We start from the raw sequence: 15,044 nt of genomic DNA, 5'->3' as shown, positions 1-15,044 counted from the left end.
GCGCCGCTCGCTCAACGACCGGGAGGCGGACGGGGCGCAGAGCGTTTCGACTCGCGGCCGCGCCCGACCGGGAGCGAGCGAGGGTGGGACCCGGACGTTGAGCGAGGCGCGCAGCGCCGAGTCGAAACGCCTAAACGATCAGCTCCCCGCCGCGGTAGACGGCGCGCACGAGCGGCACCCCCGGGCGGTACGCGAGGTGGGTCCGCGTCGGCGCGTCCAGCATCACCAGGTCGGCCCGCGTCCCGAGGGCCAGGGTGCCGACGTCATCGCGGTCGAGGGCCCGGGCACCGCCCGCCGTCGCCGCCCATACGGCCTCGGCGACCGTCATCCCCATCTCGCGCACGGCCAGCGCGATCATGAGCGGCATCGAGCTCGTGAAGCTCGTGCCCGGGTTGCAGTCGCTCGCGAGCGCGACCGTGACTCCCGCATCGATCAGCCGGCGCGCATCGGGGTACGGATGCCGGGTCGAGAACTCCACACCGGGCAGCAGAGTCGTGACGACCCCGGCCTCGGCCAGCCGGGCGACGTCGTCGGGGTGGAGGTAGGTCGCGTGGTCGAGCGAGAACACACCCAGCTCGGCCGCGATCCGCGCCCCCGGACCGTGTCCGAGCTGGTTGCCGTGCAGCCGGGTGCCGAGACCCGCGGCCGCGCCGCCCCGCAGGATGCGGCGGGTCTCTTCCGCGGTGAACGCGCCGCGCTCGCAGAACACGTCGATCCACCGGACGTACGGGCCTACGGCGGCGAGCATCGGTCCGCAGACGAGGTCGACGTACGCCGCGCGGTCATCGACGAACTCCGCCGGCACGACATGAGCGCCGAGAAAGGTGACCTCGTCCGTCACCTCCCGGGCCAGGCGGGCGAGCCGCGCCTCGCCCTCCACCGTGAGGTCGTAGCCCGTCTTCACCTCGAACGTGGTCGTCCCCTGCGCGTACAGCTCCGCCGCGAGGCCGGCCAGTCGCGCCCGCAGCTCGTCGTCGGATGCCGCGCGGGTCGCCGCCACCGTCCGTCGTATGCCGCCCGCGGCATAAGGTTGTCCGGCCATCCGCGCCTCGAACTCGTCCGCCCGGTCGCCGGCGAACACGAGGTGCGTGTGGCTGTCGACGAAGCCCGGGAGGATCGCGCGGCCGCCGGCGTCCACGACCTCGACCTCCGGCGTCGCCCCTGTCTGCGGCGCATCGAGACGCGGCTCTTCGGTGCCGCGGCCGACCCAGGCGACGCGCCCGTCGACGACGGCGAGGGCGGCGCCGCGGATCAGTCCCGTGGGGTCGCGGGGGTCGTCGCCGAGCCCGGTCACGTTCGTCGTCAGCTCGCCGATGCCGGTGATCAGCAGCGTGCTCACGGGGCGGCATCCCCGAGCATCGGAACGATCAGCCCCCGCTCGCGGGCGACCTCCCGCGCCCGGTCGTAGCCGGCGTCGACGTGGCGCATGACACCGGTGCCGGGATCGTTCGTCAGCACCCGCGCGAGCTTCTCCGCCGCCAGGGCGGTACCGTCGGCGACCGTGACCTGGCCGGCGTGGATCGAGCGGCCGATGCCGACACCGCCGCCGTGGTGGATCGACACCCACGACGCCCCCGACGCCGTGTTCAGCAGCGCGTTCAGCAGCGGCCAGTCGGCGATCGCGTCGGAGCCGTCGGCCATCGCCTCCGTCTCGCGGTACGGGGAGGCCACCGAGCCGGCGTCGAGGTGATCGCGGCCGATCACGATCGGGCCGGCGAGCTCCCCCGAGGCGACCATCTCGTTGAACCTCAGTCCGGCGAGGTGGCGCTCCTGGTAGCCGAGCCAGCAGATCCGGGCGGGAAGCCCCTCGAAGTGCACGGTCTGGCCCGCCTTGTCCAGCCAGCGGCGCAGCGCCGCGTCCTGCGGGAACAGCTCGGCGACCGCGCGATCGGTCTTGGCGATGTCCTCCGGATCGCCCGACAGCGCCACCCAGCGGAACGGTCCCCGACCCTCCGCGAACAGCGGGCGGATGTAGGCGGGCACGAAACCGGGGAAGGCGAAGGCCCGGTCGTAGCCGCCCAGCTCGGCCTCCCGGCGGATCGAGTTGCCGTAGTCGAACACGGCGGCCCCGGCATCCTGGAACCCGACCATCGCCGCCACCTGCGCAGCCATCGCGGCGCGGGCGCGCACCGTGAAGCCCTCGGGGTCGGATGCCGCGGCGTCCTTCCAGGCGGCCACGCTCACCCCGATCGGCAGGTAGGCGAGCGGGTCGTGGGCGCTGGTCTGGTCGGTGACGATGTCGATCGGCGCGCCGCCCGCGTGGCGGCGTCGCAGGAGCTCCGGGAAGACCTCGGCGGCGTTGCCGACGAGACCGACCGAGAGCGCCTGCCCCGCCGTGCGGGCCGCGACGACGCGCGCCAGGGCCGCGTCGAGGTCGTCGGTGTACTCGTCGAGGTAGCCGTGTGCGACCCGGCGCTCCAGCCGCGACGCGTCGACGTCGACGATCAGCACCGCTCCCCCGTTGAGGGTCACCGCGAGGGGCTGCGCCCCGCCCATGCCGCCGGCACCGCCCGTGAGGGTCAGGGTGCCGGCGAGGGAGTCGCGCCCCAGCGAGCGGGCCACCGCGGCGAACGTCTCGTACGTGCCCTGCAGGATTCCCTGGGTGCCGATGTAGATCCACGATCCGGCGGTCATCTGCCCGTACATCGTGAGCCCGAGCTCCTCGAGCCGGCGGAACTCGGGCCACGTCGCCCAGTCGCCGACGAGGTTCGAGTTCGCGATGAGCACGCGGGGTGCCCACTCGTGCGTGCGGAAGACGCCGACCGGCTTCCCCGACTGCACGAGCAGCGTCTCGTCGGGCTCCAGCTCGTCGAGGGTGCGGACGATCGCATCGTAGGCCGCCCACGACCGGGCGGCGCGCCCCGTGCCGCCGTAGACGACCAGGTCCTCCGGGTGCTCCGCGACCTCGGGGTCGAGGTTGTTCATGAGCATCCGCTTCGCGGCCTCCGCTCCCCAGCTCTTCGCCGTGCGCTGCGCTCCGCGCGGGGCACGGATCGGGCCGCGCGGCGAGGCGGCCGCGCCGGTGTCGGCGGCGGCGGAGTCGGGGGTCTCGGCATGGGATGTCATCGTGGATCTCCTTCGATCAGGCCGGGTGGGCGGAAGTGGCGAACGCGGCCGCGGCGACCTCGCCGGAGAGCACGAGTGCCGTCGCGGTCTCGAGGTCGGGGCTGACGAACCGGTCGGGTCCGGGGCCGGCGACACCCGCCGCGCGCACCCGGTCGCGCACCGCGGCGGTCGCCGGCCCCGGGCGCAGCGGGGCGCGCAGGTCGAGGGCGCGGCATCCGGTGACGAGCTCGATCGCGAGCACCCGAGCGAGCCCGTCGATCCCCCGGCGGAGCTTGCGGGCCGCCGACCACCCCATCGACACGTGGTCCTCCTGCATCGCCGACGAGGGGATCGAGTCGACGGATGCCGGGACGGCCAGGCGCTTGAGCTCCGAGACGATGCCCGCCGCGGCGTACTGGGCGATCATGAGGCCGGAGTCGACGCCCACCTCGTCGGCGAGGAACGGGGGCAGGCCGTGGCTGCGCGTGCGGTCGAGGGCGCGGTCGGTGCGCCGCTCGGCGATGGAGGCGAGGTCGGCGACGGCGATCGCGAGGAAGTCGAGCACGTACGCCACCGGCGCACCGTGGAAGTTCCCGTTCGACTCGACGCGGCCGTCGGACGTGACGACGGGGTTGTCGATCGCCGAGGCGAGCTCGCGGGCGGCGATCGCCCGCGCGTGCTCGAGGGTGTCGCGGGCCGCGCCGTGCACCTGCGGTGAGCACCGGAGGGAGTAGGCGTCCTGTACCCGGGTGCAGACGGCGGGGTCGCGGTGGCTCGCGACGATCGGCGAGTCGGCCAGGAGCGCGCGCAGATTGGCGGCGGAGGCCGCCTGCCCGTGCTGCGGACGCAACGCCATGAGGTCGGCGGCGAAGACGGCGTCGGTACCGAGCTGGCTCTCGATCGAGATCGCCGCGGTCACATCGGCCACCGTCAGCAGGTTGTCGAGATCGGCGAGCGCGAGCGCGAGCATCCCCAGCATCCCGTCGGTGCCGTTGATGAGCGCGAGTCCTTCCTTCTCCTCGAGCACGAGCGGGGCGATGCCCGCGGCGTCCAGGGCGTCGGATGCCGGGACGAGGAGGCCCGCGGCATCGCGCACCTCGCCTTCGCCCAGGGCGGCGAGGGCGATGTGCGACAGCGGGGCGAGGTCGCCGGAGCAGCCGAGCGAGCCGTACTCGCGCACCACGGGGGCGATGCCGGCGTTCAGCATCGCGACGTAGGTGTCCACGACGACCTCGCGCACGCCGGTGTGTCCGGTCGCCAGGGTCTGCAGCCGCAGGAGTTGCAACGCGCGGACGACCTCGCGCTCGACCTCGGCGCCGGTGCCGGCGGCGTGGGAGCGGATGAGGCCGGCCTGCAGCTGACGACGCCGCTCGGGCGCGATGAACGTCGTGGCCAGCGCGCCGAACCCGGTCGAGATGCCGTAGTGCGGCTCGGGGTCGCCCGCCAGCCGCTCGACGAGCCGGCGCGCGTCGCGGATGCGCGCGGCGGCGGCGGCTGCGAGCTCGACGCGTGCGCCGTGGCGCGCCACGGCGACCACCTCGGACACCTGCAGGGGGCGCTCTCCGACGACGACGGAGCCCGCCTCGGCCGGGCCGTCGTGGGGGCGGAGGGGCAGGGCGGTCGCGTCGGGCGGTGTCGTCATGCCCCGATTCCATCGCGGCGACGGCGCGCCGACCAGGGGGCTGTGGCAATCTGTGTCTGTGATCCCAGACACATCGGTGAGCGCGCCGCAGGTGCCGGCCGCCGATCAGACGTTGCGCATCCTGTCGTACCTCGGGCGCCAGCGCGGACCGGTGGCGGCGCGGACGATCGCCGAGACGCTCGGCATCGCACGCTCGAGCGTCTACCACCTGCTCGCGGCGATGGCCGAGCACGGCTTCGTCGTGCACCTTCCCGACGAGCGGCGCTGGGGCCTGGGCACGGCCGCGTTCGAGCTGGCCGGCGGCTACGCGCGCCAGCAGCCGCTCGCCCGGCTCGGCCGTCCGCTGGTCGCCGCCCTGGCCGACCGCTGGGGCGAGAGCGCCCATCTCGCCGTCATGACGGGACGCGACGTGCTGTACATCGTGGAGGAGCGCGCGCCGCGACGGCCGGCGCTCATCACCGATGTCGGGGTGCGTCTTCCGGCCCACCTGACCGCGACGGGGCGCGCGATGCTCGCCGCTCTCCCCCGCGAGCAGGTGCGAGCCCTCTACCCGGATGCCGCGGCTTTCGCCGACCGCACCGGGCGCGGCCCGCGCCGGCCCGGCGAGCTGCGCGACGTGCTGCGGCGGACGCGCCGGCAGGGGTTCGCCGACGAGGACGGCGAGGTGACGCTCGGCTTCCGCTCCGTGGCGGTCGCCGTGCACGATCACGCCGAGTGGCCCGTCGCCGCGATCGCGATCACGTGGCCCGCCGACTCGGCGCACGACGCGGCATCCCTCGCTCCCGCCGTGGCCGTCGCGGCGGGCGAGCTGCGGCGCCGCCTCTACGGCTGAGCGCGGCGCGCGCTGAGCGCGGCGCGGGCCTCAGCGCACGACGAGGCGCGGCTCGACCAGCACGTGCGCGCGGCCCGGCTCGGCGTCGCGCGGGTCGATCGAGGACGCGCCGCCCAGGAGCAGGTCGAGCGCACCGACCGCGACCTCTTCGGGCAGCTGCTCGACGCTCGACAGCCCGAGGGCCTCGACCGCGGGGGTGTTGTCGAAGCCGACGATCGGCAGCCGCGGGCGCCCGGCGGCGACGGCGGCCAGGTGCGCGCCGACGGCGAGCGAGTCGCTGACGCAGACCAGCGCGTCGATGTCGTCGCGGGCGACGACCGGGGCGGCGATGTCGCGCGCCCGCGCGACGTTCTCCTCGCTGGTCAGGCGTACGGGCGCCCAGGTGCTGCCCGCGTCGGCGGCGGCGAGGGCGCGGCGCCAGCCGCTCTCGCGATCGTCGCCCGTCGCCGACCCTGCCGGCCAGCCGAAGAACGCGACCCGCGCCCCCGCCGTCGCGAGGGCGTGCGTCGTGGCCTGGGCGGTGCCCGCGGCCCCGTCGACGTCCACCCAGTGATGCGTCGGCGCGCCGACGTCGTCGCGCCCCCACGGCCTGCCGAACGAGACGAACGGCACGCCGCGGGCGAGGAGCCACTCGGCGCGCGGATCGCCGGGGAAGGTGCCCGTGATCACGACCGCGTCGATCTCGCCGCCCTCCCGCAGATCGCCCATGCGGCGGATCTCCTCATCGGGCGTCCGGGCGGCGTAGAGCATGACGCGGAGCCCGCGCTCGCCCGCCTGCTCGGTGAGCGCGTGCACGAAGCGGTCGAGCACCACGCCGGAGATGCCGCCCGCGTAGGGGTCGAGGTGGATGCCGATCGTCGAACTGCGTCGCGTGCGCAGCCGGCGCGCCGAGGCGTGGGGCGCGTAGTTCAGTCGCGAGATGGCATCGGTGACGCGCGCCCGCGTCTCCTCCCGCACGATCTGGGGCGAGTTGATGACGTTGCTGACGGTCTGTCGCGAGACGCCGGCGGCGCGCGCGACGTCCTCGATCGTCGCCGATCTGTTCACGCGGACCTCCCTTGACGCTCTCGGCATCCTCGTCTATCTTTTCAAGCATCCCACAATTTGAACGATCAAATGATCGATCCAACGGCGGACCGTTTCGACGTTCCGACACCGGGATGGCACCATGAGGCCGCGCCGGAAGGCGCAGGCCACGCGATCGAAGGAGATGCGATGAAGCGACAGACAGCACGGACGCTGCTCGCGGCGGGAGGCCTGGCCGTTGCCACGAGCCTGCTGCTGACCGGCTGCGGCCAGGGATTCAGCGGGTCGGGATCGGCCGGCTCGGCGAGCGCGGGCGACCTGACCTCGTCCGACAAGCCCTTGACCATCATGATCGGCTCGTCCGGCGACGCCGAGACCACGGCGGTGCAGGATGCCGTGGCCGCCTGGTCGTCGTCGTCCGGCGTGTCCGCGTCGGTGGTGGCCGCCACCGACCTCGCCCAGCAGCTGTCCCAGGGCTTCGCCGCCGGCTCGCCGCCGGACCTCTTCTACCTCAGCACCGACCAGCTCGCGGGCTTCGCGAGCAACGGGTCGCTCAAGGCCTACGGCGACCAGCTGAGCAACAAGGACGACTTCTACCCGTCGCTCGTGAAGAACTTCACCGTCGACGACACGTTCTACTGCGCCTCCAAGGACTTCTCCACGCTGCAGCTCGTCATCAACGAGAACCTGTGGACGCAGGCGGGACTGACCGACGCCGACATCCCGACCACGTGGGACCAGCTCGCAGAGGTCGCCGCGAAGCTCACGAACGGTACCACGAAGGGACTCGTCTTCGGCGGCGAGTACGCCCGCCTCGGCGCCTTCATGGCCCAGGCCGGCGGACGGCTCGTCTCGGAGGACGGCACGACCGCCGAGGCGAACAGCGACGCCAACGTGGCCGCGCTCACCTACGTGCAGCAGCACCTGCAGGACGGCACCTTCGCGTACGCCTCCGACGTGGGCGCGGGCTGGGGCGGTGAGGCGTTCGGCAAGCAGCTGGGCGCCATGACGATCGAGGGCAACTGGATCACCGGTGCCCTCGGCGACTACCCCGACGTGAAGGCCAAGGTCGTGGAGCTGCCCGCCGGCAGCGCCGGCAAGGGCACCCTGCAGTTCACCAACTGCTGGGGCATGGCCGCCGACAGCCCCAACCAGAAGGCCGCGCTCGACCTCGTCGAGTACCTGACGAGCGCCGAGCAGCAGCTCGTGTTCTCGAAGGCGTTCGGCCCGATGCCGTCGGTGCAGTCCGCCGCCGAGACCTGGAAGAGCGACAACCCCTCGCTCGTCGCGTTCCTCGACGGCGCCGACTATGCGCAGGGCGTTCCCACCAACAAGGGCGCCGCCGACGTCATCAAGGACTTCAACGCGCAGCTCGAGTCGCTGAAGACGGGCGACCCGAAGAAGATCCTCGACTCGGTGCAGTCCAACCTCGAGGCCGTCGTCGGCTGATCATGTCCGCCGCTCCCGTCGCTCCGGTCGCGACGCCCCCGCGTCCGGTCTCGCCCCGGCATCCGCGCTCGCGCGGAATCCGCCGCGGCGAGGCCGGCGCGGGCTGGCTGTTCGTGTCGCCCGTCATCGTGATCCTCGGCGTCTTCCTGCTCGTCCCCGTGCTGATGGCGCTCTGGGTCAGCTTCTCGGACTGGTCGGGGCGCGGCAGCCCCCTCTCCCCCTCCGTCGGCTTCGTCGGCCTGGACAACTACGCCGCCATCACCACCGGCGGCGGGCTCGCCGAACGCGACTTCGGCACGGCGCTGCGCAACAACGCGTGGTACGTGCTGCTCGTCGTCCCGCTCCAGACCGTCCTGTCGCTCTTCCTGGCCGTTCTGGTCAGCCGCCGGATCCTGCGCGGTCGCGGCTTCTTCCGCACCGCGTTCTACTTCCCGTCGGTGACGAGCTCGGTCGCCATCACCGTGCTGTGGCTGTTCCTCTTCTCCTTCGCGGGTCCCGTCAACCAGATCCTGTCGGCGATCGGGCTCGCCGCCCCCAACTGGTTCAACGACTCGCGCGGCATCGTCCACGTCGCCCTCGGCGCGCTGGGCGTGTCGGACGGACCCGACGCGCTCACCGGCAGCGGCCTCCTCGGCGTCTCGTGGTGGGACTGGCTGTCCGGCCCGTCCGTCGCGATGTCCGCGTTCGTCCTCATGGCGGTTTTCACGACCAGCGGCACCTTCATGCTGCTGTTCATCGCGGCGCTGCAGAACATCGGATTCGAGCTCACCGAGGCCGGCATGATGGACGGCGCGAACGGCTGGCAGCGCTTCTGGCACATCACGCTCCCGCAGCTGCGCCCGACGCTGTTCACCGTGATCACGCTCGGCCTGATCGGCTGCTGGCAGGTGTTCGATCAGATCTACACCGGAACCCAGGGCGGCCCCGCCAAGACGACCGTGACGCCCGCCTACCTCTCGTACACCTCGGCCTTCCAGAACCAGGACTGGGGCGTGGGCGCCGCGATCGCGTTCATCCTCTTCCTGATCATCATCGCCTTCACGCTCCTCCAGCGCTGGGTGCTGCGGGACCGGCCCGTCTCGAAGCGGCGCATCCGCGCCTACCAGTCGCGCGCAGCCTCGGCATCCGGTGCGGCCTCGGCCTCGTCCTCGAAGGAGGCCCGATCATGACCACCACGCTGACCACCGTGGAGGTGCAGGCCGCGGCATCCGCACCGCCGCCGCGCCGACGCCGACGGCTGACGCCGCGCAGCGTGACGGGACAGGTGCTGCTCTACGGCATGCTCGCCGCGCTGGCGATCGTGTACATCTACCCGTTCCTCGTGCAGGTCGCCACCTCGTTCAAGACCGAGCCGGATGCCGCGGCGGACCCGATCTCGCTCATCCCCGCCACCTTCTCGACGGCGGCGTACGAGCGGCTGTTCCTGCACAGCGACTTCCCGCTCTGGTTCGCGAACTCGGCCGTGGTCACCGTCTGCGTGACGGTCGGGCGCGTGTTCTTCGTCTCGCTGGCGGGCTACGCACTGGCCCGCCTGCGCTTCCGGGGACGCGGGGTCGTGTTCGCGCTCGTCGTGGCCGTGATGGCGGTGCCGACGGTCGTGCTCCTCATCCCCAAGTTCCTCGTGCTCAACCAGCTCGGCCTCTACGACTCGTACGCGGGCATGATCCTGCCGCTGCTCGTCGACGCGGCAGGCGTGTTCATCATGAAGAACTTCTTCGAGTCGATCCCCGACTCGGTCGAGGAGCAGGCGCGCATCGACGGCGCCGGCACCTTCCGCGTGTTCTGGTCGATCGTGCTTCCGATGGCACGACCCGCCCTGATCACGATCGTGATCCTGTCGTTCCAGGGATCGTGGAACGAGCTGAGCCACTTCATCGTGTCGACCCAGTCGCCCGAGCTGACCACGCTGACCAAGGGCGTCGCCTCGCTCGCGTCGGGCCAGCTCAGTCAGGGCACGCAGTACCCCCTCAAACTCGCGGCCGCGGCGATCATGACGATCCCCGTCGCCGTGATCTTCTTCCTCTTCCAGAAGAAGATCATGAACACCAGCGAAGGAGCAGTGAAGGGATGACGGCCGGCTTGCAGCCATTCCTCTCCGACCGGATCGTGGCGCTGACGGCGCCCACGCAGGCCTGGTCGGGCCGTGACGGCGACATGGGATCCGCCGTCATCGACGGGATCTACCACGGCGACACGCGTTTCGTCCGGACGCTCCGCGTCGACTACGCCGCCGCGGACGGGACCTATCTCGCCCCGGAGCACGTCGCGACCGACATCGTCGGCGCCGGGCACGTCCGCATCGACGCGCTCCTCCGCGGCGTCGACGACCCCAGCCCCGACCCGAAGGTGCGCCTCGTGCGCGAGCGCCGGGTGGCCGACGGCACGATGTCCGAGACGCTGACCGTGCGCACCCACCTCGAGAAGCCCGTGCGCGTCCGCCTGCGCGTGCGCATCGGCATCGACATCGGCGCGCTGCAGGAGGTCAAGGCGGGCACGCCGACGGGCGATCCCGGCGACCCCACCGTCACCGAGGCCGGTGTCACCGCCCGGCGGGGCGGAGCGACGCTCGAGATCGACGCTCCGGAGGCGGCGATCGACCTCGCCGACGGCGGAGAGATCACGCTGGTCTGGGACCTCGACGGCGAGGGACGCGACGCGGCGAGCGTGTCGTGGACCGCGCGCCTCGACGACCGCTCGCTCGTGGTCCGCGGCGCCCGGACTCCCGCGCCGTGGCCGCGTCCGATCGCCCCCGCGGGAGCCGACCCCCGGCTCCAGCGCTGGCTCGACCGCGCTCTCGACGATCTCCGTGCCCTCCGCCTCGCGCTCCCCGACGCCCCCGACGACGAGTTCTTCGCGGCCGGCGCACCCTGGTTCTTCACCCTGTTCGGCCGGGACTCGCTGTGGGCGGCGCGCCTCATGCTGCCCGTGGATGCGACCGTCGCGGCCTCCACGCTGCGCGTCCTGGCGCGACTGCAGGGCACGCGGGACGACCCCGCCACCGCGCAGCAGCCCGGGAAGATCATGCACGAGCTGCGCGCGTCCACGCTGTCGATGCCCGGGGAGGGCATCGTGCTGCCGCCGCTGTACTACGGCACCGTCGACGCGACGGCGCTCTGGGTCACCCTCCTGGCCGATGCGGCCGCGCAGCTGCCGGCCGCCGAGGTCGAGAGCCTGCTGCCCGCCCTGGAGAGCGCGCTCGGCTGGATCGTCGCGTCCGCGGAGCGATCGGGCTTCCTCGAATACGTCGACGAGACGGGCCACGGACTGTCGAACCAGGGCTGGAAGGATTCCGGCGACTCCATCCAGTGGCAGGACGGCACGCTCGCGAACGGCCCGATCGCGCTGTGCGAGGTGCAGGGCTACGCCTACGAGGCGGCGCTCGGCGGGGCCGCACTCCTCGACCGGTTCGGGCGTCCGGGCGGCGGGGAGCTGCGGGACTGGGCCGCGGGGCTCAAGCGCCGCTTCGCCGCGCGCTTCTGGGTGACGACGCCGTCCGGACGCTTCCCCGCGATCGCCCTCGACCGCGACGGCCGACCGGTCGACACACTGACCTCGAACATCGGCCACCTCCTCGGCACCGGCATCCTCGACCCCGACGAGGAGAAGGCCGTCGCCGACCTGCTCGTCGACCCGCGGATGTCGTCCGGTTTCGGCATCCGCACGCTGTCGACCGATGCCGGCGGCTACTGGCCGCTCAGCTATCACGGCGGAAGCGTGTGGATCCACGACACGGCGATCGTCGCGCGCGGCATGGCGCGCGCGGGTCTGCACGGCCACGCGCGCCGAGTCGTGGCCGAGATGCTCGCCGGCGCGGAGGCGTTCTCCTACCGCGTGCCCGAGCTGTATGCAGGCGACGGGGCGGACGAGGTGTCGGCGCCCGCACCGTACCCCGCCGCGTGCCGCCCGCAGGCATGGACGGCGGCGGCGGCCGTCACGGCGTGGGAGGTGCTCCGCGCGGACTGAGCGCGCTCAGTCGACGGCGCTGACCGTGCCACCGGTGAGGTGGACGAGCTCGTCGAAGGTCAGGGGGAAGACGGTGTGGGGCGTTCCGCCCGCGGCCCAGATCTCGTCGAAGGCGGCGAGCGCCTCGTCGACGACGGTGGGCAGCGGCGCGGGGTGGCCGGTCGGCGCGACGCCGCCGATGGCCTGCCCCGTGGCCGCGCGCACCTGCTCCGGCGTGGCTCGCACGATGCTCCGGCGCCCGAGGCGCGCCGCGAGCGCCGGGGTGTCGACGCGGTGGGCGCCGCTGGTCATCACCAGGAGCGGCTCACCGTCGGACCAGAACACCAGGCTGTTGGCGATGGCCCCGACCTCGATGCCGAGGGCGGCGGCGGCGAGCGCGGCGGTGGACGCGGCATCCGGGAGCGTGATGATCTCGCCCGAGACGCCGGCGGCGCGGAGGGCGTCGTGGACGATGCGGCTGCGCGGTGAGAGGTTCTCCGTCATGGCACGAGCGTAGCGGCGGCGGGCCGGCGGTCGCCGCCGCCCGCCGCCCGCCGGGCGTGACGAGCGTCGGAGTTCTGCGCGGCCGGTCGCGCGACGACGAGCGACGGGCCGCCGCTCGCCCGGCTTCTCCGACGTTCGTCACCGCCGCGATCACCCGCGCACCGTCGCCCGCCTCATCCGTGCCGGCGCGCGGCGCGCGTCGAGCCGCGGAGCCCCCGCACCGCCGCCAGCACGCGGTCGCGGTGCCAGAAGATGTCCTCGGCGATCGGCCGGTAGGTGACGTACCCGAGGGCCGCGGCGGCCTGATCCCGGCGGCGGTCCTCCTTCTGCTGCGCCCAGCTCGCGTGGTGCGCCTCGCTGTCGCACTCGACGATCAGCCAGCCGTCGACGAGCAGATCGACCCGCCCGACGCCGGCGATCTGAACCTGGCATTCGACGCGGCATCCCATCTTGCGCAGCAGGATGCGCACGATGCTCTCGCTGCCCGCCTCCGCCGATCGGTCGAGAAACGCCCGGAGCGCGCGGTAGCGACGGGGCAGCATCCGGAAGATCTCGGCCAGGTCGTCCTCGTCGATGAGACGGCGATGAAGCGCCGAATCCAGCGAGGCGATCGTCTCCATCGGTCCCTGGCACCGCGCTGCCGCCGCCAGGGCCTCCACGAGAGGCGCATTCGCCGTGCGCCGCAGACCGTCGCCCGACCAGTGCACGCGCGCATCCGGGTGCACCGGCCGACGCCGTCCCCGCCGCGGATGCACGCGGACGTGCAGCCCGCCGGTGGCGAGCACGAAGACCCCGCGGCGGGCGAGCTCGGACAGGCAGGTCAGCTGACCGCCGACCTCGGCGGCGGCACGCGTCTGCGCGTCGACCTCCCCGGGCAGGTACGCGTCCCTCCGGGCGCGGCAGAGCGACCCCGCGGCGACGGCCCGCTCGATCCGGCGCCACGTCCACCCCTCCGCGTACAGCTCGGCCCGCGACACCACGGGCCACGACACCGGACCCGCGCCCGCGTTCGCCTCTTCTTCCATCCGCCGATCGTGGCGGCTCGCCGTCGTGGGGTGGACCGCGGGCGGGAAAGCCCGTGGAGAGCCCGACTCAGGGCCGCTCTGGGGAGGAGCCCTCGCCGTCGCGGGTCGGATCGTCCGCCCGTCCGCCCGTGACGAACGCCGGATTTTCGGACCGCGAGCCCGGCTGCCACGCCCTGGCGCGGCCCGTCGCCGCGCGGATCCGACGTACGTCACGGCGCGGGCCGCGCCCTCCGGCACGCGGCCGCGTCGGCCCGCGACCGCACGGAACGGCGCGGCTCGGGGCACAATGGGTGACGGATGCCGTAACGCCGCGGCATCCGCAGAGCACAGCCCACAAGGCCAGCCGAAAGAGGATGCGATGACGCACACCCTGCCCCTGCCCGACTTCTCCCACGAGCGCGTGGAGGTGACGATGGGCCCGCGCAGCGGTCTGGTCATCACCGTCGCGCTGCACTCCTCGGTCCTCGGTTCCGCCCTCGGCGGGGCCCGGATGTGGACCTACCCCCACTGGAGCGACGCCGTCGGCGACGCCCTCCGCCTCTCCGCCGCGATGACGCTCAAGAACGCTGCGGCGGGCTTGGATGCCGGGGGCGGGAAGTCCGTGATCTGCGTGCCGCCCGGCACGGTGCTCGATGCGGGTCGCCGCCGCGCCGCCTACCTCGACCTCGGCGACGCCGTCGAGCGCTTCGACGGCCGCTACCGCACCGCGGAGGATGTCGGTTCGACGACCGACGACATGCTGGTCGTCAGCGAACGCACCTCCCACGTCGTCGGATTGCCCGACGCGGTGGGCGGCTCCGGCGAGCCGGCCGGTCCGACGAGCCTGGGCGTCTACGAGTCGCTGCGCGCCACCCTCGAACAGGTCGCGGGCTCCCCCGATGTCGCCGGACGCCGCATCACCGTCTCCGGGCTCGGACAGGTCGGCAGCCGTCTGGCCGTGCGCCTGAGCGCCGAGGGCGCGCAGCTCACGGTGACCGACGTCAACCCCGCCAAGCGCGACCTGGCGACCGAGCTGGGCGCCCGCTGGGTCGAGCCCGGCACGGAGCACCTCATCGAGGCCGACGTCTTCGTCCCCGCCGGCATCGGCGGCCTCCTCGACGACGAGGTCATCGACCGACTGTCGGCCCGCGCCGTCTGCGGCCCGGCGAACAACCCCCTCGCGGATCGCTCCGGGGCGGATCGACTGGCCGCTCGCGGCATCCTCTACGCTCCCGACTTCGTCGTCAACGCGGGCGGCGTCGTCTATCTCGACCTGGAGGCCAAGCGGCTCGGCTCCCGCGCCGAGATCATGGACCGGGTGAGCGCCATCGGCGACACCGTGCGGGCGATCTTCGCGGATGCCGCGGCGCGCGGCATCACGCCGCTGGATGCCGCGGAGGAGCGGGCCGCGGAGCGTCTCGCCGCCGGCCGCAGCGCCCAGCACGCGGACGTCTTCGCCTGACGGCCGCCGTCCGGGCGCCGCTCCGCACGAGGGGCACCCGGGCACCCCTGCCACCCGGGCACCCCTGCCACGCGGACACGACTGGCACGCGGTCTCTTCCTCCGAGAGACCGCGTGTCGGATCCGCCCCCTCCAGTGG

Annotated in this window: 12 protein-coding genes; 6 read left to right on the top strand and 6 right to left on the bottom strand. The window is 73.3% G+C overall.

What is annotated here, in order from left to right:
- Positions 1-130 precede the first annotated feature (130 nt).
- The 3 genes from hutI to hutH are packed head-to-tail and all read right to left on the bottom strand — an operon-like array spanning position 131 to position 4,687.
- On the bottom strand, positions 131-1,339 hold the full coding sequence (gene hutI / locus MHO01S_RS07920; RefSeq protein ID WP_061782111.1) for an imidazolonepropionase: 1,209 nt from the start codon (positions 1,337-1,339) through the stop codon (positions 131-133).
- A complete protein-coding gene (hutU, locus tag MHO01S_RS07915; protein WP_061782110.1) occupies positions 1,336-3,066 on the bottom strand; it encodes a urocanate hydratase in 1,731 nt (576 codons plus the stop codon). Before hutU ends, hutI begins: the two co-directional genes overlap by 4 nt.
- 16 nt (positions 3,067-3,082) lie before the next feature.
- Complete coding sequence (hutH, locus tag MHO01S_RS07910; RefSeq protein WP_082808053.1) at positions 3,083-4,687, bottom strand: histidine ammonia-lyase; 1,605 nt, start codon at positions 4,685-4,687, stop codon at positions 3,083-3,085.
- A 52-nt stretch (positions 4,688-4,739) separates the two neighbouring features.
- Here hutH and MHO01S_RS07905 point away from each other — a divergent pair, with 52 nt between their 5' ends.
- The gene (locus MHO01S_RS07905) at positions 4,740-5,519 is read left to right on the top strand and encodes an IclR family transcriptional regulator (RefSeq protein ID WP_061782109.1); all 780 of its coding nucleotides are present in this window, start codon (positions 4,740-4,742) and stop codon (positions 5,517-5,519) included.
- Positions 5,520-5,549: 30 nt separating this feature from the next.
- Here MHO01S_RS07905 and MHO01S_RS07900 read toward each other — a convergent pair whose 3' ends face one another.
- Entirely contained in the window at positions 5,550-6,566 is a 1,017-nt protein-coding gene (locus MHO01S_RS07900; RefSeq protein ID WP_223849518.1) for a LacI family DNA-binding transcriptional regulator, read from the bottom strand.
- A gap of 168 nt (positions 6,567-6,734) precedes the next feature.
- On the opposite strand from MHO01S_RS07900, the gene MHO01S_RS07895 reads away from it, so the two are divergent.
- The 4 genes from MHO01S_RS07895 to MHO01S_RS07880 are packed head-to-tail and all read left to right on the top strand — an operon-like array spanning position 6,735 to position 11,957.
- Positions 6,735-7,994, top strand: coding sequence for an extracellular solute-binding protein (locus MHO01S_RS07895; protein ID WP_060960018.1), 1,260 nt, complete (start codon positions 6,735-6,737; stop codon positions 7,992-7,994).
- A gap of 2 nt (positions 7,995-7,996) precedes the next feature.
- Positions 7,997-9,163, top strand: coding sequence for a carbohydrate ABC transporter permease (locus MHO01S_RS07890; protein ID WP_061782107.1), 1,167 nt, complete (start codon positions 7,997-7,999; stop codon positions 9,161-9,163).
- Positions 9,160-10,065, top strand: a complete 906-nt coding sequence (locus MHO01S_RS07885; RefSeq protein WP_060960020.1) for a carbohydrate ABC transporter permease — start codon at positions 9,160-9,162, stop codon at positions 10,063-10,065. The genes MHO01S_RS07890 and MHO01S_RS07885 overlap by 4 nt, the downstream gene beginning before the upstream one ends.
- Positions 10,062-11,957: a glycogen debranching N-terminal domain-containing protein gene (locus MHO01S_RS07880; protein WP_060960021.1), complete on the top strand. Its 1,896-nt coding sequence runs from the start codon at positions 10,062-10,064 to the stop codon at positions 11,955-11,957. Before MHO01S_RS07885 ends, MHO01S_RS07880 begins: the two co-directional genes overlap by 4 nt.
- A 6-nt stretch (positions 11,958-11,963) precedes the next feature.
- Here the strand turns inward: MHO01S_RS07880 and MHO01S_RS07875 are convergent, their stop codons facing one another.
- Both MHO01S_RS07875 and MHO01S_RS07870 read right to left on the bottom strand, forming a co-directional pair.
- Positions 11,964-12,440 carry a YbaK/EbsC family protein gene (locus MHO01S_RS07875; RefSeq protein ID WP_060960022.1) on the bottom strand — a complete coding sequence of 159 codons (477 nt, stop codon included), beginning with the start codon at positions 12,438-12,440 and terminating at the stop codon, positions 11,964-11,966.
- 173 nt (positions 12,441-12,613) lie between these two features.
- Positions 12,614-13,465, bottom strand: a complete 852-nt coding sequence (locus MHO01S_RS07870; protein WP_231735117.1) for an endonuclease domain-containing protein — start codon at positions 13,463-13,465, stop codon at positions 12,614-12,616.
- Positions 13,466-13,823: 358 nt separating this feature from the next.
- Here MHO01S_RS07870 and MHO01S_RS07865 point away from each other — a divergent pair, with 358 nt between their 5' ends.
- Positions 13,824-14,906 carry a Glu/Leu/Phe/Val dehydrogenase family protein gene (locus MHO01S_RS07865; protein WP_061782106.1) on the top strand — a complete coding sequence of 361 codons (1,083 nt, stop codon included), beginning with the start codon at positions 13,824-13,826 and terminating at the stop codon, positions 14,904-14,906.
- Positions 14,907-15,044: the final 138 nt, after the last annotated feature.

This window comes from Microbacterium hominis NBRC 15708 (genome assembly GCF_001592125.1).
GTDB classification, from domain to species: Bacteria; Actinomycetota; Actinomycetes; order Actinomycetales; family Microbacteriaceae; genus Microbacterium; species Microbacterium hominis.
The sequence above is the reverse complement of the archived record's forward strand: the minus strand, read 5'-3'. Positions and strand labels throughout refer to the sequence as shown.

What these genes read in the sequence shown, in the direction of transcription:
- hutH (WP_082808053.1), bottom strand. Translation starts at nt 4,687, where the DNA reads ATGACGACACCGCCCGACGCGACCGCCCTGCCCCTCCGCCCCCACGAC.
- MHO01S_RS07865 (WP_061782106.1), top strand. Translation starts at nt 13,824, where the DNA reads ATGACGCACACCCTGCCCCTGCCCGACTTCTCCCACGAGCGCGTGGAG.
- MHO01S_RS07870 (WP_231735117.1), bottom strand. Translation starts at nt 13,465, where the DNA reads ATGGAAGAAGAGGCGAACGCGGGCGCGGGTCCGGTGTCGTGGCCCGTG.
- MHO01S_RS07890 (WP_061782107.1), top strand. Translation starts at nt 7,997, where the DNA reads ATGTCCGCCGCTCCCGTCGCTCCGGTCGCGACGCCCCCGCGTCCGGTC.
- MHO01S_RS07895 (WP_060960018.1), top strand. Translation starts at nt 6,735, where the DNA reads ATGAAGCGACAGACAGCACGGACGCTGCTCGCGGCGGGAGGCCTGGCC.
- MHO01S_RS07880 (WP_060960021.1), top strand. Translation starts at nt 10,062, where the DNA reads ATGACGGCCGGCTTGCAGCCATTCCTCTCCGACCGGATCGTGGCGCTG.
- MHO01S_RS07885 (WP_060960020.1), top strand. Translation starts at nt 9,160, where the DNA reads ATGACCACCACGCTGACCACCGTGGAGGTGCAGGCCGCGGCATCCGCA.
- hutU (WP_061782110.1), bottom strand. Translation starts at nt 3,066, where the DNA reads ATGACATCCCATGCCGAGACCCCCGACTCCGCCGCCGCCGACACCGGC.
- MHO01S_RS07875 (WP_060960022.1), bottom strand. Translation starts at nt 12,440, where the DNA reads ATGACGGAGAACCTCTCACCGCGCAGCCGCATCGTCCACGACGCCCTC.